The organism is Terasakiella pusilla DSM 6293, from assembly GCF_000688235.1.
GTDB lineage: Bacteria > Pseudomonadota > Alphaproteobacteria > Rhodospirillales > Terasakiellaceae > Terasakiella > Terasakiella pusilla.
On the sequence record NZ_JHYO01000010.1, the window covers coordinates 56,455 to 81,553 of the forward strand.

The 25,099-nt window shown below is 50.2% G+C and carries 21 protein-coding genes; 4 read left to right on the forward strand and 17 right to left on the reverse strand.

Annotation, left to right across the window (positions count from 1 at the left end; translation table 11 throughout):
* Window positions 1-28: 28 nt before the first annotated feature.
* From Q397_RS0108390 to Q397_RS0108425, 8 genes are all read right to left on the reverse strand, one after another.
* Window positions 29-682 (reverse strand): ABC transporter ATP-binding protein, encoded by a 654-nt coding sequence (locus Q397_RS0108390; protein ID WP_028879041.1) that lies wholly within the window; start codon window positions 680-682, stop codon window positions 29-31.
* On the reverse strand, window positions 675-1,457 hold the full coding sequence (locus tag Q397_RS0108395; RefSeq protein ID WP_028879042.1) for an ABC transporter ATP-binding protein: 783 nt from the start codon (window positions 1,455-1,457) through the stop codon (window positions 675-677). The genes Q397_RS0108390 and Q397_RS0108395 overlap by 8 nt, the downstream gene beginning before the upstream one ends.
* Window positions 1,457-2,395, reverse strand: a complete 939-nt coding sequence (locus Q397_RS0108400) for a branched-chain amino acid ABC transporter permease (protein ID WP_028879043.1) — start codon at window positions 2,393-2,395, stop codon at window positions 1,457-1,459. Before Q397_RS0108400 ends, Q397_RS0108395 begins: the two co-directional genes overlap by 1 nt.
* Entirely contained in the window at window positions 2,396-3,292 is an 897-nt protein-coding gene (locus tag Q397_RS0108405) for a branched-chain amino acid ABC transporter permease (RefSeq protein ID WP_028879044.1), read from the reverse strand.
* An 88-nt stretch (window positions 3,293-3,380) separates the two neighbouring features.
* On the reverse strand, window positions 3,381-4,667 hold the full coding sequence (locus Q397_RS0108410) for an ABC transporter substrate-binding protein (protein WP_028879045.1): 1,287 nt from the start codon (window positions 4,665-4,667) through the stop codon (window positions 3,381-3,383).
* A gap of 261 nt (window positions 4,668-4,928) precedes the next feature.
* Entirely contained in the window at window positions 4,929-6,167 is a 1,239-nt protein-coding gene (locus Q397_RS0108415) for an ABC transporter substrate-binding protein (protein WP_028879046.1), read from the reverse strand.
* The gene (locus Q397_RS0108420; RefSeq protein ID WP_028879047.1) at window positions 6,164-7,525 is read right to left on the reverse strand and encodes a sigma-54-dependent transcriptional regulator; all 1,362 of its coding nucleotides are present in this window, start codon (window positions 7,523-7,525) and stop codon (window positions 6,164-6,166) included. The genes Q397_RS0108415 and Q397_RS0108420 overlap by 4 nt, the downstream gene beginning before the upstream one ends.
* On the reverse strand, window positions 7,518-9,308 hold the full coding sequence (locus Q397_RS0108425) for a sensor histidine kinase (RefSeq protein WP_028879048.1): 1,791 nt from the start codon (window positions 9,306-9,308) through the stop codon (window positions 7,518-7,520). Before Q397_RS0108425 ends, Q397_RS0108420 begins: the two co-directional genes overlap by 8 nt.
* A gap of 319 nt (window positions 9,309-9,627) precedes the next feature.
* Between Q397_RS0108425 and Q397_RS0108430 the strand changes: the two genes are divergently transcribed.
* A complete protein-coding gene (locus Q397_RS0108430; RefSeq protein WP_028879049.1) occupies window positions 9,628-10,926 on the forward strand; it encodes an MFS transporter in 1,299 nt (432 codons plus the stop codon).
* Window positions 10,927-10,997: 71 nt separating this feature from the next.
* On the opposite strand, the gene Q397_RS0108435 is transcribed toward Q397_RS0108430, so the two are convergent.
* The 5 genes from Q397_RS0108435 to Q397_RS21660 all read right to left on the reverse strand — a co-directional run bounded on the left by Q397_RS0108435 (window position 10,998) and on the right by Q397_RS21660 (window position 15,692).
* Window positions 10,998-12,449, reverse strand: a complete 1,452-nt coding sequence (locus Q397_RS0108435; protein ID WP_028879050.1) for an aspartate kinase — start codon at window positions 12,447-12,449, stop codon at window positions 10,998-11,000.
* A 177-nt stretch (window positions 12,450-12,626) separates the two neighbouring features.
* Window positions 12,627-13,019, reverse strand: a complete 393-nt coding sequence (locus tag Q397_RS0108440; RefSeq protein ID WP_028879051.1) for an ectoine synthase — start codon at window positions 13,017-13,019, stop codon at window positions 12,627-12,629.
* Window positions 13,016-14,293, reverse strand: a complete 1,278-nt coding sequence (ectB, locus tag Q397_RS0108445) for a diaminobutyrate--2-oxoglutarate transaminase (protein WP_028879052.1) — start codon at window positions 14,291-14,293, stop codon at window positions 13,016-13,018. Before ectB ends, Q397_RS0108440 begins: the two co-directional genes overlap by 4 nt.
* 6 nt (window positions 14,294-14,299) lie before the next feature.
* The gene (gene ectA, locus Q397_RS21655) at window positions 14,300-14,866 is read right to left on the reverse strand and encodes a diaminobutyrate acetyltransferase (RefSeq protein ID WP_084148990.1); all 567 of its coding nucleotides are present in this window, start codon (window positions 14,864-14,866) and stop codon (window positions 14,300-14,302) included.
* Between the two features lie 91 nt (window positions 14,867-14,957).
* Complete coding sequence (locus Q397_RS21660; RefSeq protein ID WP_051609839.1) at window positions 14,958-15,692, reverse strand: Crp/Fnr family transcriptional regulator; 735 nt, start codon at window positions 15,690-15,692, stop codon at window positions 14,958-14,960.
* A gap of 151 nt (window positions 15,693-15,843) precedes the next feature.
* Between Q397_RS21660 and Q397_RS0108460 the strand changes: the two genes are divergently transcribed.
* From Q397_RS0108460 to Q397_RS24015, 3 genes are all read left to right on the forward strand, one after another.
* Window positions 15,844-16,389: an alkylphosphonate utilization protein gene (locus tag Q397_RS0108460; RefSeq protein ID WP_028879053.1), complete on the forward strand. Its 546-nt coding sequence runs from the start codon at window positions 15,844-15,846 to the stop codon at window positions 16,387-16,389.
* Between the two features lie 128 nt (window positions 16,390-16,517).
* The gene (locus tag Q397_RS21665; protein WP_051609840.1) at window positions 16,518-17,096 is read left to right on the forward strand and encodes a PAS domain-containing protein; all 579 of its coding nucleotides are present in this window, start codon (window positions 16,518-16,520) and stop codon (window positions 17,094-17,096) included.
* Entirely contained in the window at window positions 17,089-19,341 is a 2,253-nt protein-coding gene (locus tag Q397_RS24015) for a methyl-accepting chemotaxis protein (protein WP_051609841.1), read from the forward strand. The genes Q397_RS21665 and Q397_RS24015 overlap by 8 nt, the downstream gene beginning before the upstream one ends.
* Window positions 19,342-19,396: 55 nt before the next feature.
* On the opposite strand, the gene Q397_RS24020 is transcribed toward Q397_RS24015, so the two are convergent.
* From Q397_RS24020 to Q397_RS0108490, 4 genes are all read right to left on the reverse strand, one after another.
* Window positions 19,397-19,948 (reverse strand): DUF2493 domain-containing protein, encoded by a 552-nt coding sequence (locus Q397_RS24020; RefSeq protein ID WP_051609842.1) that lies wholly within the window; start codon window positions 19,946-19,948, stop codon window positions 19,397-19,399.
* An 80-nt stretch (window positions 19,949-20,028) separates the two neighbouring features.
* Window positions 20,029-21,600: a helix-turn-helix domain-containing protein gene (locus Q397_RS0108480; RefSeq protein ID WP_028879055.1), complete on the reverse strand. Its 1,572-nt coding sequence runs from the start codon at window positions 21,598-21,600 to the stop codon at window positions 20,029-20,031.
* Between the two features lie 145 nt (window positions 21,601-21,745).
* Entirely contained in the window at window positions 21,746-22,276 is a 531-nt protein-coding gene (locus Q397_RS0108485) for a hypothetical protein (RefSeq protein ID WP_028879056.1), read from the reverse strand.
* 278 nt (window positions 22,277-22,554) lie between these two features.
* Window positions 22,555-24,744, reverse strand: coding sequence for an NADP-dependent isocitrate dehydrogenase (locus tag Q397_RS0108490; protein ID WP_028879057.1), 2,190 nt, complete (start codon window positions 24,742-24,744; stop codon window positions 22,555-22,557).
* Between the last annotated feature and the right edge of the window lie 355 nt (window positions 24,745-25,099).

Here is a 25,099-nt window from a genome sequence, read left to right on the forward strand (position 1 = left end):
TTCTTTTTACAAACGATCTACGGGGAAATCAGCTTGCCTCATCCAGTCGCACGGAACCGCGCTCAATCAGATAGACCTTATCCACCAGATCGGCAGAATGGGTATAATCCGATTCAGACAACAGCACGGACAGACCTTCATCTTTCAGGGTCTTGATGACTTCCAGCAAACGGCGTGACAAGGCAGGTGCGACCCCTTCAAAGGGTTCATCCAACAACAGGATGTGCACGCCACTCATCAAGGCACGGGCCAAGGCCACCAGCTTTTGCTGACCACCGGACAATTGCAAGGCTTTGCGACCTGCAAACCCTTCCACTTCCGGCATCAACTCGTAAATCCACGCCAAACGGGCTTCAGCTTCTTTGATATCATTTGCCCAAGCCGGCAGCAGGATATTTTCTTCCACACTCAGCGCCGGGATCAAGCGTCGATCTTCCGGCATAAAGCCGACCTTTAGCTTGGCGCGTTCGTGGGCGCCTGCTTTGGTCATATCCTGACCATCGATGACGACCGTGCCTTTATTGGCAGGTTGAATACCCATGATCGTGCGGTTCAGGGTGGTTTTACCCGCCCCGTTGCGCCCGATCAGGCCGATCATTTCGCCTTTGCCAACCTTCAGGTTGACGTCGCGCAAGATTTCCGTGCCCTGAATGGAGGTGGATACATTAGACAGTTCAAGCATTATTCGTGCCCTCCAGTTCGTCCATATCAAGGTGATGACCGACCACAAGGGTCTGCACGTTTTTGTCGCGCATCACTTCGCCCGTCGGTCCATCCGCCAGAATACGCCCGTCATAGAATGCCAATAGGCGCGTGGAATAGCGTGCGATCACATCCATGTCATGTTCCACAAACAAAACCGCCGCCCCGGACTTTTTCACTGCGGCCATGACTGTGGTCATGAGATCGAATTTATCTTCAATCGCCACACCGGATGTGGGTTCGTCCAGCAACAGAACTTTCGGGTTGCTCAACATCGCCATGGCGATATCCAGCAATTTGCGCACCCCTTGCGGCAAGGTGGCAATCGTTTCGTCCACATATTCCAGAATTTCATATTCTTTTAAGATCGCACGGGCTTTTTCTTCACGCGCCGGTGTATGCATGGGGCTAAAGAACGACAGGTTCTTGCCTTCTGCCAAGGATTGCGCGATCAGCACGTTTTCCATGACCGTCAATTCAGGGAACAATTGCGCCACTTGGAAGGAACGACACATCCCATCACGCATGACTTCGCGCGGTTTGCGCCCGATGACACTTTTGCCGTCAAACAGGATCTGACCGCTAGATGGTTTCAAATAGCCCGTCACCATGTTAATGAAGGTGGTTTTACCCGCACCGTTTGACCCGATCACACCAACAATTTCGCCCGCATTGATCTGTACATTGATATCCGCCGCAGCCGTCACCGCGCCAAAGTTTTTCGCCAGATCACGGGTTTCCAGAAGAGCTGTCATCAGTTGGCTCCTTTCTTGAATTTATCTGTCAGCGACCACAGGCCGTTCGGCAGGAAGATGATGATCGACAACAAGGCGATCCCCAAAATCATCTGCCATGTATAAGGCGATAGCTGGAACGCAAAGGTGCGCATCAATTCAAAGATCACAGCACCGATCAAAGGTGCCGCCACATGACCTGTCCCTGCCATCAGGGCGATAAAGACAAACTCGCCAGACGTGGTCCAATAGGCCATCTCCGGGTCAATATGCCCCACGGTCATCGCCGTGATAGACCCACCGACAGACGCCAGAACAGCCGCGATGATATATTTGATATAAATGATCTTTTGAACAGAAACGCCGAGATATTCCACACGGATTTCGTTTTCGCGGATGGCTTCCCCCGTCATTCCCATAGGGGAGCGCATATAGCGCCAGATGATCGCACCAGCAACGCACGCCAGAATGATCGCAACCCAATAGCTCAATAGGTTGGTGCCGTTAAATTCTGCTGCCCAGCCAAACAAGCTCGGTTTCGTGACGTTAAACCCGTCTGAACTGCCAAGGGCGGCACTTTTCACCAGCACCCCGTAGAGGATCATGGAAAACGCCATTGAGAACATGGCAAAAAAGATATCGCGATAGCGTGACAGCAGCAGCCCGACAATGGACGAGATCACCAGACCACAAACGATCGCCACCAACACCAGCAACAACACGTTATCTGTCTGGAAATAGTCACTGAACGCCCCGACCGCATAAGCGCCCGCGCAATAGTAAAGACCCTGCCCAAAAGACACCAGACCCGCGCGCATCAGGATCACCAGACCCAAAACGACCAGACCTTTTGCCAAGGCAACCGTGACAAGGAAGCTGAACCAGTACGGCATCACCAGACCCGCAAGGATCATGAGCGCCGCCGCAGCAACAACAAAAATTTGATTTTTAGACAGCATTTAAATTTTCCTCGCACCAGCAATGGCAAACAGACCTTGTGGACGGAACGCCAGGACAAGCCCCATCACCCCATAGATCACGAACAGTTCCCCATCAGGATAAAGGTGAACGGACAAGGCCCGCGACAAACCAACGATCAAGGCCCCGACAAACGCACCGCCGACACTGCCCAGACCACCGATCACGACAACCGCGAAGGCAAGGATAATCACTTCAATCCCGATGCCCGGCACAACCGAGATCCCGGGAGCCGTCAACGCACCGGCAAACGCCCCAAGGAAGGCACCGATCACAAACGTAATGGTGAAGATTTTTGTAACGTTTACACCCAATGCGCCCGCCATTTCTCGGTCGTGAATAACAGACTGCAGGATCTTGCCGGAGCGCGTCCGGTTGAGCGACCACCACAGGACCAGCGCCACAAGCGCGGTCACACAAATCAGCATAAAGTCATAATTCGCAAAGGACAGGCCACCGATTTTGGTGCGTCCCAACAAGGTATAGGGCTGATAGGCAAAATAAGGGTCCACCCCCCACAACAGTTTGATCGCATCTTCAAGGATCAACAAAATGCCGTAGGTGACAAGGATCATGACCACTTCGTCACGACCGTACATGAAACGCAGAAAGCCGCGTTCAATCAACAGACCGACAATAAGCCCCGCAACAAGCGCTGCGCCGACCAACAACAGATAACTGGCCCAAGGCGGGTTGCCGCCTGCAAAATAGACACCGATCAGGGATGCACCGGAATAAGCACCAATGGCATAAAAGCTGCCGTGTGCCATGTTAAGAATTTTCATCACCCCGTAAATCAGTGTCAATCCAGCCGCGATCAAAAACAACCACGAGGAATAGACAACACCGTCCACGAGAACCGCAAGAGCCAAGTTCATCGAATAACCCCAATATCATATTCTAAGTAAGTCAAAGGTGGGGTGGCCTTAAAGCGGCCACCCCGGTCTTGAACATCCGTTCAACAGATTAGTTACAAACAGCGCCTTCGAAGCCGCTTGCAATCCAGTCTGCGGCTTTCACACCGTTCGGCGGGTTCACGCAAGACGGCGCGTAACGTACAACGTCTTTCATGACAACTTCGCCATTTTCTTTGGAAACCTGACCGAAGACCATTTCCTGTACAGCTTGGTGACCATTGCCATTCGTCATCGCAATTTTACCAGCCGGGCTGTCAAATTCCAGATACTCAAACGCACCTGCAACGGCTTCGTCTGTCGGGATTTCACCCGCATTTGCGGCTGCTTTTTCTGTTGCCAGTTTCAGACCCATGATGGCCTGAACCATGTGGTATACAGGGTACGTCGGTTTTGTGCCGTAACGGGCTTCATATTCTTTCACAAACCAGTCGTTCAGCTCGCTTTTCGGTGCGAAGACACCGTTCGGACCACGGGCACCAACAATCGCGCCTTCCGGGAAGTTGTCCGCAAATTTGTAAAGCGCGCTTTCACCACACGTCAGCAAAACTTTCTGGTCTTCAAACAGACCACGGGCCGCCCCTTGCAGCAAGAAAGCTTCCATATCGCCACCCCAGAAAGAAGAATGAACAACTTCAGCCGGGTTTACCATCAGGGCAGAAACTTCTGCGCCATACTGACCCGCATAAATTTTCGGGAATTGTTTTGTAGAAACATCAACGCCTTTTTTGATTTGCTCAAGGGACGTTGTGAAATCGTTCCAGCTATCATGACCGAAAGAGTAGTTCTGGTTGATACCGGACACAGAAGCCAGGCCGCCTACTTTTTCTGCGATGTAACGGGCTGCGCCGACGTTATCCATCGTTGCTGTTGCCGCTGTACGGAACACAAATTTATAATCAGCTTCTTCAAAGACGCGCGGTGTACCGCAATCAAACAGAACAGTAACTTTCTTCATTTCTTCCGCAACACCCGGCACAGCCAAGCAATCACCTGAAGAAATGTAACCTACAACAGCGTTTACGCCTTGGCGCTCAACGAGGTTGCGATATTCAGACACCTGTTTGGTGGCCCCGCCTGCTTCGTCCACATAAACCGGATTGATCTTAACACCGTTGATCCCGACTTTGTTGTACGGTGCAGGGACTGTACCTGCGTTCAGCGCGTCAACCAAAAGGTCTGCGCCGTTTTTAGCCGGTACACCAAACGGACCAGCTGCCCCGCCGGACAAGAAAGTTACAAGACCGAGTTTATACTCGTCAGCCGCCTGAGCTGTCGCTGTCAATGCGCCAAACGCAACAGCACCATACACAGCCATTTTGGAAATTGTCTTAAGCATTCAGTTATGCCTCCAAACATCAATTGAGAAATGGAGACAGAGAGCGTTTGTCATCATCATTCTAAATTCTCCCTGTCCTTATTTTTGTGAGACACCTTTTTCGCTGGTGCCTTCACGCCTCTAAGAGCAGGGAGCGTGCCAGAATGTGAAAAACCTAATAATACACTGAATTAAAACAATAAATTAAATTTAAGCCTTTTTAGAATACTGCCCTTGATCGCCTTGCGCTCCGCTTTATCGGACAAGCCGCGCGCTTTGCGCTCATTTACGTTCCATCAAGGGCGCGTAGTCTTTCCAATGTCCCAGCAGACGTGTCGCAGGGGGAAAGCGATGATCCTTAACGGTCCGTCCAATAGAGATCACTTGCTGAATTTGATGGGTCTTCGGGTCCATATAAGAAGAAAAGCCCTTGGGGTCTTCCGGCAATTTAAAACGCAGCGTGCTGAGTGTTTGTCTAATCTGCTCGATATCGCGCGGCGGCTGTGTGTGCATATGAGCATAGGCAATCGCCAAAATCCCTGAATAGGCGCCTTGCGCCACATAGGACGGATAATGCCCGGCGCGTTTATAAAACCGTTCCACAAACCTTTTATTTTCGACCGTTAAGGGCCAGTTAACGTGATGACGCGCGGACAAGATCAAGCCCAGCGGCATTTCATTGCCCAACTCTTTCAGGACATCATAATCGCCACCAGACCCGAAGTTTGCCAGTTCCGAATGGCTCAATAAGTCCGTATCCTGCACTTGGCGCAAGAAGGTGATAAAATCATCGCCCCATTGTTCATTGACGATCAAATCCGGTTTTGCCTGTTGAAGCGAGCGGATATAGGGGCTGAAGTCCACTTCAAACAAATTGGGCCACAAGGCCGCAACCGTTGTGTAAGGGACATTCTGTTCGTTCATGGCGCGGCGAAAATCACGCCAGTTTTGATAACCGTAATCATAATCCGGCCCGATGAAGGCCACGCGCAACGGGCGTTTGTCCAAAATGGTTTTGAAACTGTCTTTAATATATTGTGCCGCCGCATCCATGGTTTGGGCGGTATTGTTGGTCATACGAAAATAGTTGCGTTGCAAAGCTGCCCCGGTCAGACGCGAAGACGCATTGTCGGTGCCGATAAAGATGACGCCCAGTTCCTCAATCACCTTTGTGACTTCCAGCGCAATGCCGGAACTGACAATCCCGCACACATATTTGACATCATCTTTATGGACAAAATCACGCACCAAGCGGATGGAGCGTGATGTTTTAAGTTTGGTATCGTCAACGAGAACGCGGATTTTAGGCGGATTGCCATAAGCCGTTTTCAAATCCTCCAACGCCAGCTCAATGCCCACAACACTATCCTGCCCAAAATCCACCCCATACCCGCTGAGGGGATAAAGACAGCCGACGTTTAGGTCCGCTTCCTCTTTACTTGCACCAAATTCCTGTCGCGCCAAGGCGGGGGCAGACCAAACAAGCGCCGCCAGTAGGATCCCAGTTAAAAAAACGTTCATGATGCCCCCTTTGGTCCGCTGGTCATTTTCAGACGTTGCATGCGACGTTTCAGCGCATGACGGCTAATGCCCAAAGCTTCGGCAGCCAGTCCTTTACGCCCGTTATGTTCCAGCAGAACTTTTTCAATCACATCGCGCTCATAGGCTTCGACGCTATCCACCAGCTCTGATCCGGTGTCAAAAGGCGCTTCACTTTGGCTGATTTCGTGCGGTAAATAGTTGAGTTGGATATCTTGCCCCGGATACAGGATCGTTAAACGCTCCATCAGGTTTTTAAGTTCGCGCACATTGCCGGGCCAGTCATAGGCGTTCAGGCGGTTGCGGATCTCCTTGGAGAGATGAACCGGCTTCTGCCCCTCCTGCTCACAATAAAAATCTATAAAATAGTCCAGCAGCAAATCCACATCGCCGGCACGATCTTTCAAGGCCGGCACCAAAATCGGCAAGACGTTCAAGCGATAGAACAAATCCCGCCTAAAGTTGCCATTTTCCACTTCTTGCAACAGGTCACGGTTGGTGGCTGCAATCACAAACACACTGGCCTGACGTTCCCGCGCAGACCCGACCGAACGAAAGGTGCCGCTTTCCAGCAAGGTCAAAAGCTTGGCTTGCAAGGCTGGCGACATCTCCCCTATCTCGTCTAAAAACAAGGTGCCGCCTTCCGCCAGTTCCACCAAGCCAATGCGCTTTTCAACCGCCCCGGTGTAAGCCCCTTTTTCTGCGCCAAACAGTTCTGCTTCCATCAAATGTTCCGGCAGGGCAGCGCAGTTGACTTCAACGAAAGACGCACCGCCATTGCGCACGCTATGCAGTCCGCGCGCAACCAAGGCCTTGCCCGTCCCGGACGGTCCGGTAATCAAGACTTTTTGCGTCCCGCTTTTGCCAATCTGTTCGATTTGCATACACAAATCCTTAATCGGTTGGCTTTGCCCGACAATGCCGTTGGTTACGGTTTCTTTCTGACGGCGAAAGACGACTTCGCGCTCCAGTTTGGACCGTTCCACATTACGGTTGATCAACAGGACCAGCTCATCCAGCTCAAACGGTTTGGTCAGATAATCAACCGCCCCCAGCTTGACCGCCTGCACCGCTGCGCGCGTATCGCCATGGGCGGAAATCATGATGACCGGAATGCCGAGATTTTCCTTTTGCAGCCGTTCCAGCACTTCCATGCCTGTGATGTCCGGCAGCTTTAAATCCAGAAAGATGATATCCGGGTTCTCTTTCTTCGCCAGAAAGATGCCTTCCTCGCCGTTATAGCCGGCGACGACTTCCATCCCCTCTGCTTTCAGGGAAAATTTGATGCTGTGAACGAGGTTGATTTCATCATCAATCACAAGAACTTTAATTTTACTCACGACGCAATTTTTCCTTCTGATTTTCCTGATAGGTCCAGCGCAAGATCGGCATACGCAAGGTGACGGTCGTGCCGACATTCGGATCACTTTTAAACGTCATGGTGCCTTGGTTGCGTTCCACCAGACTGGCGCAGATGGACAGACCCAGACCGGTGCCATAGGACTTGGTGGTAAAGAACGGTTCCAGCACCCGGACCAACGCATGTTCGGGGATGCCGCAGCCTTGATCGGTAATGTCAATCAGGCAATGTTCGCCTTCGCGCTTGGCGGTGATGTTCAGCACCCCTTTATTTTTCCCCTCCATCGCCTGAAGGCCATTGAGGACAAGGTTCAGCAACACCTGCTTTAAATGCACCGTATCACCAAACAGGGTCAGCATGTTTTCCGCATCTTCCTCGATAAACAGCTCAATGGAACTATGGTATTTTTTAGCGACCACATCCGCCAGCACCTTGGTATGTTCAAACAAGGCGCGAACAGCGATCATGCTCGGTTCCGGGTCACGCGGGCGGGCGTAGTCCAGCAAGCCCTTGATCACCGTATTGGTGCGCGAAATCTCATCGCCCATAATTTCCAGCAGCTCTTGCTTTTCCGGCTCTTTTTCCTGCTTTGCCAGCGCTTGTACAGCCGTATTCAGGGTCGTCAACGGGTTGCGTACCTCATGGGCGATCCCGGCGGCCATTTGACCGAGGCTTGCTTGGCGTTCCATCTCCAGATTGGTGCGGATAAATTTTTGCAGCTGATAACGCATACTTTCAATGGCGACACTCAGTTGATGAATTTCCCAGTTGCCATCCACTTTCAGCGGGGTGTTGATATCGCCTTGGGCCACACGCTCCACGCGCTTGACCAGTTTGCGCACCTGCTCGTTCAAGCGATAACCGATGCTATAATGCACAAACAGGATCACACAAACGGTAAACAGGGTGGTCAACAACAGCATATAGCGCACTTGCTCACTGGGCGGGGTGACCTTAGCGGACTCGTCGCGCACAAACATGTTCCAACCCGGCAACAGTTCGCTGACATTTTCCAGCATGCCGTCCGGTCGTTTCTCCATCATCAGGCCGGAGGCGTCGAAAAAGCGCCCGTCGCCCACCTGCAAATAAGCTTGACGGAACCCATGTAAACTAAAGTCATCCATAAAGCGGGTCAGCGATGAGAAGCGGATCACAAGACCAATCCCGCGCTGACTTTCCGCCTTATCAAAATAGTCCTTCATCACGATCCAGCTTGGCAGGCCAATATCGGACTGTGACGGGCCTAGAATCTCCATTCCTTCATGGGTGGTGGCACTCAAGGTCTGTTCATAGGGCGCAAGCGGGCTGTTGCTGGGGAAGGTATGGACCACCTGCCCATCATCTCCATAAAACAGGATGGCATAAATATATTTGGTATCAGACAAGACCCGCAGCAGAGCTTCCAGTTCCGGCACCAGATCAAATTTGCCGTCCAAATCATAAAAACGCGGCGAGTCAAATTGGTCTTTTAAATCCCCCAGCTCAATCTCGCGTTCTTTAAAAAAGTGCCGGACCGTATTTTCATAGGCCACGATCTGGGCAGAGTTTTGCTTGTCTGTCACCTTGTCAATCAGGCCGACAAAATAGTTATCATAAAGGGCCGACAACACCACGATCGGCAACAACGCGGCCGTCAGGGAAAAGATAATATACCGTGAGGCCACACTGCGATAGGGCGCAAACCAGCTAAATCCCCGTCCCTTGATACGCATAACTAACCCTTCACTTACTTTATTTTTCTCATCTGCTTGCGGGTCAACCATTTGCAATATCTCTGCCAGTCAATAAATCGCGCTTTTAAAGCCATACCTTCTAAATATTTTACAGGAATGAGCGATTATCGCCCATTTAGATATAAAAAAATGAGCGAAAAGCGATCTTTCACACTCAAGAACTTCTTTAAAATGTTGAAAGTCAATTAAAGACACTTAAAAGGAAACATTCTTCTCTCTCGCAAAATAAATACACCGAAGAATCGCCACACAGAAAGGGCAATTAAACTATGTTATTTCGCCGCCAACTTTTTCAGATATGATGGACCAAAATAAAGGCGCTAAAAACTCATAAAATAAGCTGATAGATATGCAAAAACTTCTCTCTCCTTTCTTTGCCTTGCTGGTGAGCCTGTGGCTCATTAATCTGGGGGGCGGCCTGCAAGGGACACTCCTTGGGATGCGGGCGGACCTAGAAGATTTCGACCTGTATGCGACCGGGCTGATCCTGTCCTCTTATTTTTTGGGGTACATGATCAGCATCTTTATTATCCCGCCATTCATTAACAGTGTCGGGCATATCCGGTCGTTTGCGGCCTTTGCTTCGCTTTCTTCCGCCGCCACCCTCTTGCACGCGGTCTTTATTGATCCGTCCGTGTGGTTTGTGTTGCGGACCATCACGGGCATGTGCTTTGGCGGCTTGATCCTTGTGGGGGAAAGCTGGCTCAATGCCTCCACCAGTAACGAAAATCGCGGTGCTGTCTTTTCGGTTTATATGGTCGTGATCCTAAGTGCCTCTGCCCTCAGTCAAATCCTTGTCAATTTGACGCCTGTCACCAGTTATGATCTGTTTATTCTGGTTTCCGTGGCCCTTTCTGTCTCTCTTGTACCTTTGACGCTGGGACGCAGAATTGCTGCCCCGGAAATCCAGTCCAATGAACGCATGTCCTATCGGGCGCTGATTACAACTCACCCGCTTGGCTGTCTTGGCATTTTAACATCCGGTTTAGTCAATGGCGTGCTTTGGACCATGATGGCGGTTTATTGTGTGCGGATCGGGTTAGATACTGCGGACACATCCGCCGTTATGTTTGCCCTGATGCTTGGTGGCATGTTGTCCCTGTGGCCTGCGGGGAAATTATCCGATGTCATTGATCGACGTAAAATCATCCTCTGCACCTCCTGCTCCACGTTGATTGTCTCTCTTATTTTCATCATTGATTTTGAAGGGAGCGCCGCCTTTATGCCTTATCTTGCTGGCGCCTTAGGTCTCTCGGCCTTTCCGCTTTATGCGCTTGCCTCCAGCCATATCAACGACTATTTAAAACAAGACGAATTTGTTCCCGCCTGCGGCAGCATGGTGCTGCTCTACGGTTTAGGGGCGTTGATTGCGCCAATTGCCTCGGCCTTTTTCATGAGTTTACTCGGCCCAAACGGCATGTTTGTCTTTATCTCTTCCATGTCCGTGCCACTCATCTCTCTGGCCGCCTACCGTATCAGCCAAAAAGAGGCCCTACCGAGCGAAGAACGCAGCGACTTCGTCTTCGACATGCCGAAGGTAACGCCAAGCGTCAGCCCGCTTGATCCACGTAACCAGGAAGCCGAAGAACTATCCGAAGAAGTCATGAGCGAAATGGATGACGAGGAAAAAGAAGCCTTGCCGCTTTAACCCCACCACACACAAAAAGCCCGCCGTTCAGAAGAAGGCGGGCTTTTTGTTACATCTCTTTTAAAGCCGGATCAGGCAGCCGCAACAGCTTGCTGTGTTTCGCCTTCCACCAGCGTTTCATGCAGCACATGGACGCTTTGAGCAAAATCCTTTTCATGCAAGACAAATTGCATATCCACATTCCGGCTAACCGCATTGCAGAACAGAATTTCAATATCGTTTTGGTGCAAGGCATCCACTGCTTTGGGGAAATAGGTTTTACAGCCCAGGTTCGCCCCGATAACAGACACGATCGACACTTTCTGTGTCTTGACCGTTGCATCCTTCGGCAACATTTTTTCAAGGGCCGCAACACAGCGTTTGACCTGCTTTAACGGCGCGCTCACATAATGTGTCACGGTGTTGGCATTCAAGCTCTTGGTCACGGTACGTACCTTGAAGCGGCGGAAAATCTCCAGAACCGGTTCTTCTGCACCAAAGGTCCCCACCATTTCCTGATTGAAAATTTCCACTTCATAGGCTTGGGAAATGCCCGTAATAATCTCCGCACGCGGGGTGTCAGGGTGGAAGTTATCGCGGATCAAAGTGCCGGGATGGCTTGGTTCAAACGTATTGGCGATCCGCAACGGGATCCCCATTTCGCGCAATCCTTTTGCCGCGCGCGGATGGATCGCTTCCATCCCCAAGTTTGACAATTGATCAGCCACGTCATAGTTGGTTTCCCCGATCACCTGCACCTGATCCGCCCCGACCATGTTCGGGTCCGCACTGCTCAGGTGGAATTCTTTATGGATGATGGCTTCCTTGGCCGCCGTCAGGGATGCGATCCGCGAAAAGGTCACTTCGCTATAACCGCGCCCATAATGCTTCATCAGCCCATCTGCTGTTTGGGCATAGCCGGTCACGATGGGAAGCTGGGTTGCAAAATCAATGCCGTCAAAAGCCATCTCAATACGTTGGTTCAGATCACAATTTTCTGTGCCCCGCCAACCGGACAGATCGACAAACACCGCGTTTACACCACGACGATTGAGCAACAGGGCGGTGTTGTACGCACTATGGACTTCACCCAGCGCGCTCAGCATCTCACGCACAGTCGCCAGATGTTCTTCCAACTGAAAATGCCCGTAAGAACACAGACGTTGCAAATCGGTCAAACAGGATCGCGTGCCTTCAATACGGTCCACAATAAACTGGTTGGCCATTTGACGATCGGCTGACTCGGCGAAAATCTCTTGGTTGATGGCGCGCATCTGGGCTGCAACATCGCTCAAGGCGTCGCCCCACGACCACTCACTTTCACTTTCTGAATAAAGTGCATAAACGCCGGGTTTCTGTGATTTTTTATGTTCCAATAAACTGTCTGTCATCCCGCCATAGGCAGAGACAACAAAAATACGATTATAAAGGTCTTTCGATGTGCGATCACCGATCAGGATATTGTCAAAAACCGTCTGGACTCTTGACATAGAGGTGCCGCCGATCTTTTCGACCGTATGTTGATTTAGGGAATGAAGTGTCATTCTGGATATCTCTTTTTTCTGTTTTAACGCACCCGGGGACGAAAATTACCGTCCCGTCTTATGATGGGGAGAACAGATTTTTATAAACGGCGTGAGGAGAAGCCGGGGCGTCAATGCACCCGATGGCTTCTTCCTCTGGCCGTATGTCAGGTCAACCGCGTGAGACCCGACCCGTGTTTACTCTTCCATCAAAGCGTAAACACCATCAGCGTCATGATCTTCCTTACCTGTCAAAGGCGGTGTAAACACACAGATCATGCGCAGATCACTCTTGGCGCGTAGGTAATGTTTTTCATGACCATTCAGGGCATACATGATGCCGTCACGGATCTGATGCGTTTCACCGTTGGTCAGGTCTTCAATCTCGCCTTCGCCGCCTACGCAGTAAACGGCTTCAAGGTGGTTTTTATACCAGATCAGGGTTTCCGTGCCGGCGTGAATGATGGTTTCATGGAAAGAAAACCCCATCCCATCACTACGCAGCAACATCCGGCGACTGGTCCATGTGCCTGTATCGGCTTTTACTTCGCGTTCTGTACCTTTAATGTCTTCGATGTCACGGACAATCATGATGCCTCCTGATAGATAATAGTGTGGTTTTGTTCTTTAAATTCGCGCACGCACTGCTTGATGATCTCCAGACCTTCCGCCAGAAGATCAGGATCAATAATCAGCGGCGGCAACAGTTTCAGAATGCTGGAATCTGCACCTGCTGTTTCGATGATCATGTTTTTACCAAAGGCGATCTCAGAGATTTTGCTGCCCATTTCCGGCACTTTAAAGTCAAGACCCCAGGCCATGCCGCGGCCGCGGACTTCAAGATCCATCTCTGGATGTTCTTCGACAATCTCGTTCAATGCTTTTTCGATGATGTCGCCATACTCACGGACCTGCTGGCCCAAACGATCATCTTCCCACAGGCTAAGGGCTTTTTCTGCCGCAACGAATGCAAGGTTGTTACCACGGAAGGTGCCTGTATGTTCGCCCGGCTGCCACTGGTCCAACTCTGGACGCATCAGCAAAATCGAGAACGGCAGACCACCGCCCAACGACTTGGACAAAGTGATCATGTCGGGACGGATACCCGCTTCTTCAAAGCTGAAGAAACGACCTGTGCGCCCGTTGCCCATCTGGATGTCATCAATAATCAACAGAATATCAAAATCACGGCACAATTTTTCCAGACTTTGCAGCCACTCGACACTGGCGACATTGATGCCGCCTTCCCCTTGGATCGTCTCAACGATCACCGCTGCCGGCAAGTCAATCCCGCTGGATTGATCGGACAGGACTTTGCGCAGATATTCAATGGTATCAAAGTCATCGCCCATATAGCCATCAAACGGCATAAAGTCGGTATTGGCACGCACGCCATAAGACTCGTCGCGATAGAAGCTGTTGCCCGTTACGGACAATGAGCCCATGGTCAGGCCATGATAGCCGTTGGTAAAAGCAATAATGTTGGAACGCTGCTTGACCAGACGCGCCAGTTTCATGGCTGTCTCAACCGCGTTTGTCCCTGTCGGGCCGGTAAACTGGATTTTATATTCCATGTTGCGCGGCTCAAGGATCGTGTTGACGAAGGTTTGCAAAAAGTCACGTTTTGCAGATGTCGCCTTATCCAGACCGTGCACGATGCGGCTGTCTTTCAAATACTCGATCAGCGCTTCAGTGATCAGCGGGTGGTTGTGACCGTAGTTAAGCGTCCCTGCGCCTGCAAAAAAATCGAGGTAGCGGTTGCCATGCTCATCAAATAACAAGGCCCCTTCTGCTTTGTCGAAAATTGCGGGGAACGAACGGACATACCCACGAACCTGAGATTCAACTTGTTCAAAAATGCGCATAACTTGTTACTCCTTATCATTCAGTGATGATGGCAACGGCGTTAAAAAAATCTTGATGAGTTTTTCTGCTTCATGGGCTTGTTCACCTGTTCCAAAATCATCTTCGGACAGATACTCTTCCACTTTCGTCAACGCCCGACGATTTTCAGCGAACTTTGTGAAAAACTTGAATGACGCCTTGTTCGATGGCGTGTAGGTGGCTTCGATTGCTTGAATGGAGACAGGGTTTTGGACCTGTAACATTTCCTGTAGCATCATCGCGGGGATGCCTCTTCCGCGATAGTTTTCATCAACCGCAATTTGCCACACGAAAAGGGTTTCCGGCTCGGTTGGTTTTCGATATCCGCCGACAAAACCGATAATTTTATCATCGTTAGATGTATCGCGGCAGATGATGCTGGAACTGGCGAAATGATCGCACAGCAGAAAATAAGCGTATTTGGAATTAACATCCAAAGGGGGACATGATTTGATCAAATCATAGACGAAACGACCATCCCGCTTCTGCGGAATTTCGAAACTAAAAATTGTTGCCTCCTGCAATCTGTTAAAGACGGGAGGAACCATAACCATCCAGCAAAGCCGAACATTAACTCATGTTAATGGCGTTAACATAGGTTAAGTACTTTTAGAAAATATTATTTAAATTCAATAAGATAAAATTCTACAAATCCGCAAGCTCTGGATGAAGCTCACCTTCAAGATGTTCTGAATCGAAAGAACACAACTTCCTAAGCCGTCTTGGGTCATGCAAAATAACATACCCATTGCGATACTCTAACAACTTATCCTTGCGCATCACCTGCAGTGTACGATTGACATGGACGATGCTCAGTCCCAGGCAGTCCGCAATAATTTCTTGCGTAATAGGCAACTCATACGCCATGCGCTCCGCCACACCGACGGCGGCCAAGCGGGAATGAATTTCTAAAAACAGATGCGCGATCCGTTCCTTGGCATTTCGTCGGCCCAGACTAACCACCCGTTCGGTCAGCATCGCCTCTTCGCGGGCGGACCCCCATGTAATGGCTGCGGCTAAACGCGGTTGTTCAATAAACAGGTTGGCAATTTCCGACCCATTGATGCGCGCGATCTGACAATCCGTCAACGCTTCGGTTTCATAATCAGAGACACCAAACAAGCAGGCACGCACACCAGATAAATCACCCGGCAACACGAAACTGGTAATCTGGCGTCGCCCATCCGACAGGATTTTGTAGCGACAGGCCCAGCCTTCCAGCAATAAAATTACGGTATCGCTGTCATCATCATGCGGGGTCAGAGATTGCCCCTTCTGCAAAAAACCACTTTCCTGACAGAAATTATTGAGAAGTTCGACCTCTGCATCTTCGAGATCTACAAGCAAGCTCAACTTACCTACCAGTGCATTCGCTTTCATAAGCGTCCTTATTTAATGATTTTCATTAGTCAGGGCGTGTTCGCGCCCCACGATCATAGTGCGTAATAAAAGATTATCCATCAAAAAGATTAACATAGATTAATATTGCTGCTAAAAACCCCAAAATTTTTTTGTATTAAAGGAAACCTCCATGTCCAGCTGTCAATTATGTGAAAGCACAAACAACGTCTCCACTCTACAAATCGCCGGTGCAGAAGACTGTAGCGTGCAAGCCTGCGCCACCTGTCAGGAACAAATCAACTCCGATCAAGCCTTGGACGTTCATCACTGGCGCTGCCTGAACGACAGCATGTGGACACCGGAAGAAGGCATTCAGATCATGGCATGGCGCCTGCTGACCCGCTTGTCCGCCCAAGGCGAAAACTGGGCGCAAGATGCCTTGGAGAGCCTTTATCTGGAAGATGACGTGCTTGCAAAAGCCCAATCTGAAGCAACGGCCTCAAGTGCAGAAGATGACCTTGCCCTGAAACATGTCGATAGCAACGGGGCTGTTCTGGAAGCTGGCGACACCGTTGTCCTGATCAAAGACCTAAACGTCAAAGGCGCAGGCTTTACAGCAAAGCGCGGCACAGCCGTGCGTAATATTTCGCTGGATCCGACAAATGAAGAACATATTGAAGGTCGCGTCAATGGACAGCAAATTGTAATCCTGACTAAATTTGTCAAAAAATCCTGACATCTTCATTATACTTTAGATTTAAAAAGAGGCTTCGGCCTCTTTTTTTATACGTATTTTCCTTGAATTGCTCTGTGCAGATTTTCATCTAATATAAACTTACATGTTTATTACTGGATGATTTTTTCATGTCTGATATCTACAAAATTCCGGGTAAAGAAAAAACCTTTTCCGTCGACGATATTATTGTCAGCAAAACTGATAAAAAAGGCATCATTACCTATGCCAACGATATTTTTCTTCAAATTGCCGACTACAAAGAACATGAAGTCATTGGCAAACCCCATAACGTCATTCGCCATTCTCACATGCCGCGATGCATCTTTAAGCTCTTATGGGACACCGTAAGTAGCGGCGAAGAACTCTTCGCCTATGTTCTCAATCGAACAAAATACGATGATTACTATTGGGTTCTTGCGCACGTCACCCCCACGTTCGATTCAAACCGCGAGATTATCGGTTACCACTCAAACCGTCGCGTTCCCAACCCGGAAGCCATCAAAATTATCGCGCCGCTATACCGCCACCTCAAACGGATGGAGGACAGCCAGGCAACGACAAAACAGGGACTGGTCGAATCTTTCAACATCCTGACCCGCCTCATGAAAGAGCAGGAAATGCGCTACGACATGTTTATGTACAAGTTGCAGCAATTAAAGAGCAGCGATGAATTACAAGTCAATATGGGAGAAATCAGCCATGACTAAGTCCTTGAAGATCTCCCAAAAACTCCCGCTTCTCATGGCTTTGATGGCCTTTATCAGTGCTGTCGCCACCGGTCTCATTTCCTACAACGTCGCCACGTCCAGCCTAACGAATGAAATGAAACATGAAATCGTTGCAATCCAAGAAGCTCGTAAAACAGCGCTCAAAACCTATCTAGAAGGGCTGGAAAGTGACCTGAACAGCATTTCCTCCAACGACATGACCATTCAGGGGTTGACCGCTTTCGAAGAAGGTTGGGACGCCTTTTCCAACCCCGAACAAGACCTGAAAGATCTCTATATAAACACCAACCCCCACCCCGTTGGCGAAAAGGAAAAACTGGATGCCGCAGAAGATGGCAGCAGCTATTCCAAAGCCCACGCACACTATCACCCCTGGCTCAGAACTTATCTACAGCACAAGGGCTTTTATGATATCTTCCTGATCAATCATGAAGGCAAACTGGTCTATTCCGTCTTCAAGGAAGATGACTTTGCAAACAATATTCTTGCCGACGAATGGAAAGATACAGGACTGGGGCGCGTCACGCGCGCAGTGTTAGATAACTTTAAAGCTGGCCAAATCGCATTTGAAAACTTTGCGACATATTCCTCCAGCGCCAATGAACCCGCGAGCTTCATTGCAAGTCCGATCTTTGATGAAGCTGGTGAAAAACATGGCGTTCTTGTCTTTCAAATCCCGATGGCAAACATCAATAAAATCCTGAACGTCAGCTCCGGCATGGGAGAAACAGGCGAGTCTTATATCGTCAACAGCCAAAAATTCATGAATAGTGACAGCCGCCTATCAGCCACACCAACAGCCTTGAAAACCAAAGTCGATACCGAAGCTGTGAACAAAGCCCTGAACGGCGAAAGCGGCTCACTTATTCAAGATAACTATAACGGTAACTCTGTTTTCGCGGCCTATGCACCGCTGGACTTCGGTGGACAACGTTGGGCCATCATTGCAGAAAAATCTACGGAAGAAGCAATTGGTGCCATGTCTTCCAAAATGGCGACCTATATCAGCCTCTCCGTCGTCGCGCTGATTATCCTCGTCAGCATTCTGGGCTTTTTCAGTGTTAAAAAAATCGTCCACGATGTGGTGCGGAGCGGGCATATCTTACAACAAGCTGCACAAGGCAACCTCAACGTCCGTGTCATGAATTTGGATCGCACCGATGAAATCGGCGATCTGCAACAAGCCATCAACAAACTTCTCGACCGTGTTGAAGCCTTTACCCGTGAAGCCGGTGCCGCCCTGAAATATGCTGCAAAAGACGAATTCTTCCGCACCATCCTGCCGGAAGGGATGGTCGGGTCTTTCGCCCGTCGGGCGGAAATCGTCAATAATGGCCTAACCGCCATGGACAACAAGACAAGTACATTTGAGAAAAATGCCGCGGCAATGGGGCATAACATTCGTTCAGTTGTCCAGACCGTCCTGTCGACAGTCACCCAGATGCAAGCCTCCGCCGAGAGCATGTCTCTCACTGCACAAAACACGTCGGTACAGTCAAACACCGTTGCAGAAGCGGCCCAGACCTCAGCGCAAAACGTTGAAAGTGTTGCTGCAGCAACCGAAGAATTCTCCGCTTCCATCAGCGAAGTGAGTACGCAGGTGAACCGTTCAGCAGAACTTAGCCAAACAGCCGTTCAACGCACACAAGTGGCGGACCAGACCATCCACACCCTGTCCCAAGCGGCAGACCGGATTAATCAGGTCGTCAGTCTGATCAATGACATCGCCGATCAAACCAACCTTCTGGCGCTCAACGCCACCATCGAAGCGGCGCGCGCGGGCGAAGCGGGCAAAGGCTTTGCCGTGGTTGCCGGGGAAGTAAAATCCCTGTCCAACCAAACCGCCAAAGCCACACAAGAAATCGTTTCGCAAATTAACGCGATGCAAAGCGCCACCAACGATGCGGTTGCTGCCATTAACGAAGTCAGCACAATTATTGTCGAAGTCGAACAAGCCGGTGCGGTCATTGCCGATGCGGTTGAGCAGCAGCGTTCAGCCGTCACCGAGATCAGCGCCAGCGTGCAAGAAGGTGTGCGCGGTGTCAGCACCGTTGCCGAAATTATCGGCGATGTGGCAGAAGGGGCGAACTCCACCTCCACTGCCTCTGACGAAATCACCGCCGCCTCCAGCGATTTGCAGGAACGCGCGGTCGGCCTCAACACCGCCCTTGATGAGTTCCTCAAGGCCGTCACCAAAGAAACCGATCTCGGTAAATTGGTCTAAACAAAAAAGCCCCCTCCCAAGCCATGGGAAGGGGGCTTTTCCTTAGGTTTCGTTGTCAGGCAATAACCTGCAAGACCTCAATCATCGTCGGCTGCATCATGTCGCGCCGGATCAGTTCGGCGACGGCTTCCTGTGTGACACGCGGTGCGCCTTCATCGGCATATTCCCAGCGCCAATGACCATGATCGTTGATCAAGCGGCCTTTGCCGGCATGATAATAGGCCATGATCTGCTGCTCGGTTTCTTCCAACTGCTGCATATCCAGACCGTAGATCTGATTATAGACCTTGATCCCCGCCTTATTGGCTTCGCGCAGCATACAACTGGCCCCGGGACTTTTGCCATCCCACAATAAAATCAGCCCATCTGCATAATTTGCCATTTCCCGATTGCGCAGTTCCCCCGCTGTCCGCCCATGGGTCAGCCAGTCTGCCGGAAAGGGGCGAACAGGCACGCCATTGGCACGCCCCCATTCTTCCCCCATCACATCAACACCGCGACAGGTGCCGGAAACGACTTCCGTAATCTCCCATCCAGCGGCGGCAATTGTATGTTCCAGCGCCTCTTTGTCTTCAATCGTGCGCGACCCTGCAATAATTGTCTTCATGATCCCCTCTTCATCTGTTTTAGGGGTTGAAAATACCACAAAACCGCACAATCTGAACAGGCAGAAATTAAACCTGTAATTTACTGGGTTAAAATCGGGTCTTCCTCACGGTGTGCGCAATCAGTCCAGCTACATAAGCGACAGTTCAGCCCCACATTGGTCATGGACTTCAAAGACGATAAATCCAGCCCGTCCGCATAGACCGTCCGGTCTGCATGCACCGCTTCGCACGCCAACATGGTTGCTTTCAATACCCGTGGCTGAGAAAAGCCTGTCTGGTCCGGGGCTTCGGCTTTTGCAATAAACAGAAATTTGTCCTTATTGGGAAAGCGGGCCAACTGACGCACAATCCGCCCCGGTGTTTGAAAAGAGCTATAGATATCCCACAACGGACAGGCATTGCCATAACGCGGGATCGGCAAGCCGGCAAGGGTGCGGCGCTTCAAGACGTGTCCCGCCGGATTGGTGTGCATCAACCCAAAGGGAATGCCTTCCGACCCGCTTTTACGCAAACTGGCCAGACGGCTGGCGGCCATTTGAAAAGTGACCGTATATTTGCGCGACAGCACATCCACATCATAGCGTTCGCGCACCGCATCGTCCAAAAACTCATCGTAGGGCATCAACAGTGCGCGCGCGAGGTAATCAATCAGTTCACTCGCTGCCCATTCCTGCGCTGCCGCACTGATCAAAATATCGGATTTTGCAATAACCGATGAAATCACATCCGACATGGACAGCTCCACCAACAAACAGGCCATTTCAAAACGACGCACCTGAGACGACGCATAGTTCGGTACATCCAGTGTGCGGGTAATCTGATTGAAGACGGACTGATGATGACTACTGCGCATCACGTCGCGGTTATCTGCCCCGATACGCACCTGCACGTCAAATTTACGCTCCAAAACCTCCTGCAACATACTTTCCGTATCGCTGCCCTGAAAGCCGATTTCAGCTAAAAAGTCAGCAGCGGCATCTTCCAGTTCCTGAAAATAGCCGTCATGGTCCATGACAAAATCATCAACATCTTCTGCCGGGGTTAAAGACCGGGTCTGGAATTTAGCGTTATCCAAAAACGTGCTGAGCCCGCCTGCGACATCCGCCAGCTTCTGGCTTTCCTCCGTCAGGATATTATGGAAACGCTGGCGGTCCCGATCACTCATTTCCTGTGTGCCGCCCAAAATCTCCGAACTGGACCGGATCGCTGTCGCGTTCGTCAGCATACGAAACACCGCATCATCAATATAAGGCGCATAATTGAGGCGATCCGACAGCGCGTTGATGGTTTGCGCCTGGTTTAAATAGGCACGATACAGCGTCTGGATCGCGCGCGCCCAACGTGGATGGCGCCCCACCAGATTCGCTGCCGTTTCGTGTGACAGCTCGATATTTTCAAACAGCGCGTCGGTCGTCAGTTCGTGAAGTTCCAGAATCAGGCGACGATCGCTCTCCCCATCCAACGCTCCGGTCTCCATCCCCAGCTCGTTTGAGATGCGTTGCAGCAATTTACCCCCGATTGATCTTTTGTTGTTCTCAATCAAGTTCAGATAAGACGCAGAAATACCCAGCTTTTCAGCCAGTTTTAATTGTGTAATCCCAAGCGATTTTCTCCGCTTTTTGATCTTTAACCCGATAGGCGCGCGGGGCATTTTCCCCTCCATTTCTCGCACATGCGTTTTTGCAATGCAGTGTCAAAAATTTACAAATTCACAAATGAACTTTATATAAAATTGACAAAAAAAATATTCAAAGTCAATGACTTATTGAAACGTAACAAAATGACGTTTATCACTATTACAAAATTAAAATATTACCGATACAGGTAGATTTCACCAGAGATTGGCAATCTATAAGAAAGGCTTCATAGAGGTCATTACCCAAATCATAATGGTGCTGCACATTTTCGTGACTGCGCTCAACGGAATTGACGGTCAGCCAATGCCCGATAGAGCTGGAGGCCGCATCAAACGCTTTAAAAAAGGCGGTTTCTTCCAGCAATTCTTCGTTGGTGAGCAACAAGCCCATAAAGCGACCAAGATCACCTTGGTCCAACGTCCAGCCGCCTTCCATGAAAATCTCACCGATATTCATGCTCGGTTTATAGAACAGGCGGCGCAGCGCATTGCGGCTGTGAAAACGCATAATAAACTTCTCACCTTCGCCGTTGCCTGCGGGCATCGCGGGAAGGTCGAGAAAGCAAAGATCAACATTACCGACAAAAAAGAACTTACTGATGATACGTCCACAGACAGCAAACGCAATTTTATCCATGACCGTGTGACCTGTCGCCGCACCTTGGGACGGTAGGTTATGGTTATCTTTCATTTAAATTTTTTAGCGATCCGCAACGCAGACAGCTCCCCTACTGTTTATTTATTCGCTTTAATCAAAGCACCAATAACCAGTACACACTCGCTTCCCGCAACAACGCCCAGAGATACGTCTCTTTATTTTAATTCTTTTGTATAGGTCACAGAAATATCAGAAAAACAAAAACAGGTCAAAGAAGAAGGCAAAACAATTTTAAATTAAATACTCAGACAACAAAAAGCCCGCCTCCAAACCAGAGACGGGCTTTTTGTCACTTAAAAACGATCAGTTCGTTAGCCGATGATCGCATTCAATGTCGCACTTGGGCGCATTGCGGCAACGCGTTTTGCCTGATCCTGATGGTAGTAACCACCCAGATCAACCGGCGCGCCTTGGCAATCGATCAGCTCTTTACGGATCTGATCTTCTTTTTCTGCCAGCTCTTTTGCAATCGGTGCGAAGTAGGCCTTCAGCTCCGCATCGTCGTCCTGTGCAGCCAATGCTTCTGCCCAATACAGCGCGATGCAGAAGTGTGACCCACGGTTGTCGTGCTCACCCACTTTACGGCTTGGGGACTCGTTTTTGTCCAGAAGTTTCGCTGTCGCTTGATCCAGTGTCTTCCCAAGGATCGCCGCTTTCGGGTTGTTCTTGACCGTTGCGAGGTGCTCAAGGGAGGCACCCAACGCGCAGAACTCGCCCAGGCTATCCCAACGCAGGTGGTTTTCTTCAACCAATTGCTGAACATGCTTCGGTGCAGAACCGCCAGCGCCTGTTTCAAACAGACCGCCACCGTTCATCAACGGCACGATAGACAACATCTTCGCAGATGTACCCACTTCAAGGATCGGGAACAGGTCTGTGTTGTAGTCACGCAGCACGTTACCTGTCACAGAGATACAATCTTCGCCACGCGCAATCATCTCACAAGACAAACGACACGCATCAGCCGGTGCCATGATCTTGATATCCAGACCGGATGTATCGTGGTTCGGCAGATAAGCATTCACTTTCTTGATCAGTTCTGCATCGTGTGCACGGTTTTCGTCCAGCCAGAAGACAGCTGTAGACCCAGATGCACGCGCACGAGACACAGCCAGTTTCACCCAATCCTGAATCGGTGCGTCTTTCGCCATACACGCACGCCAGATGTCACCTGCTTCCACATCGTGGGAGATCAGGACATTGCCGTCCGCATCAACGATACGGATCACACCGTCAGCCGGTGCGGTGAATGTTTGCGGGTGAGAGCCGTATTCTTCCGCTTTTTGCGCCATCAAACCAACGTTCGGCACGGACCCCATTGTTGCTGGGTTGAATTCACCATTTTCTTTACAGAAGTTGATGACCGCATCGTAAACGCCCGCGTAAGAGCTATCCGGGATCACACATTTTGTGTCAGCCGCTTTGCCATCCGGTCCCCAGCCGATACCACCCGCTTTGATCACAGCAGGCATAGACGCATCGATGATCACGTCAGACGGAACGTGCAGGTTGGTGATGCCCTTGTCGGAGTTCACCATATACAAGTCAGGCTGTGCTGCCAGACACGCTTCGATGTCTGCTTCGATCTCGGCCTTTTTGTCAGCCGGCAGTTTTTCGATTTTAGAAACAACATCGCCAAAGCCGTTGTTCACATCCACGCCCAGCTCCGCAAATGTCGCCGCGTGCTTTTCAAACACGTCTTTGAAGAAGACTTCAACGCAGTGACCAAAGATCACCGGGTCAGACACCTTCATCATGGTCGCTTTCATGTGGAGCGAGAACAGGATGCCTTGCTCTTTTGTCTCTGCAATTTGTTCTGCCAAGAATGTGCGCAGCGCTTTAACGGACATGAAGGTCCCGTCCAGCACTTCACCCGCTTGCAACGGCAGGCTTTCTTTCAAGGTTTGAACCGCGCCGTCTTTGCCGACGAATTCGATTTTACCCGTTGTGGCTTTATCCAGTGTGATGGATTTTTCGTTAGACGCGAAATCATTCACGCCCATTGTCGCAACGTGGGTTTTGCTGTCTTTTGTCCATTTGCCCATGCGGTGCGGGTTTTTCTTCGCGAATTCTTTAACCGCAAACGGGGCGCGACGATCGGAGTTGCCTTCACGCAGAACCGGGTTTACCGCAGACCCTTTAACCGTGTCGTATTTTGCACGCGCCGCTTTTTCTTCGTCTGTTTGCGGGTTTTCAACATAATCAGGAATGTCGAACCCATGAGACTGCAATTCCTTGATCGCCGCAACCAATTGCGGGACAGACGCAGAAACGTTCGGAAGTTTAATGACGTTTGCATCCGGCGTCTTTACCAGATCGCCCAGCTCTGCCAAATCGTCAGAATGCAGATCAAACAAAGCAAGGATACGGGCGGCAACGGAAATATCTTTTGTGCCAACCTCGATGCCCGCCGCTTTGGTGTATTTCTGGATAATCGGCAGGAAAGACCCGCTTGCCAGTTCCGGCGCTTCATCAACGATTGTATAAATGATGTCAGTCATTTGTTTCAAAACTCCCAAAAGCCTCGATTAACCCGAGGCAACTACATAATTTGCTGGCCTATTTGTAATCGGTGCACCGCACACTCGCAACTGACTTTGCTATTTTTTTCGGTATTACCAATAACATAGCGAATTTCTAGCTTATAAAACATGCGTCTAGGGTCAGGATCAGACTTTATATAAATGTTCAAGGGGGCCGTCGTAAGGGTAATTTCCTGTCGCCCAAAGGCTGAAAAGCGATCTGTCGATTCTCTCGCGTCGTCGTCTTGACATTCCCTCTCGCGCCCCAATTTATTTGTATTACCACTAGACCAATTTAAGGTGACTTTCCTTTTGCCACAACCCTTTGTAAAAC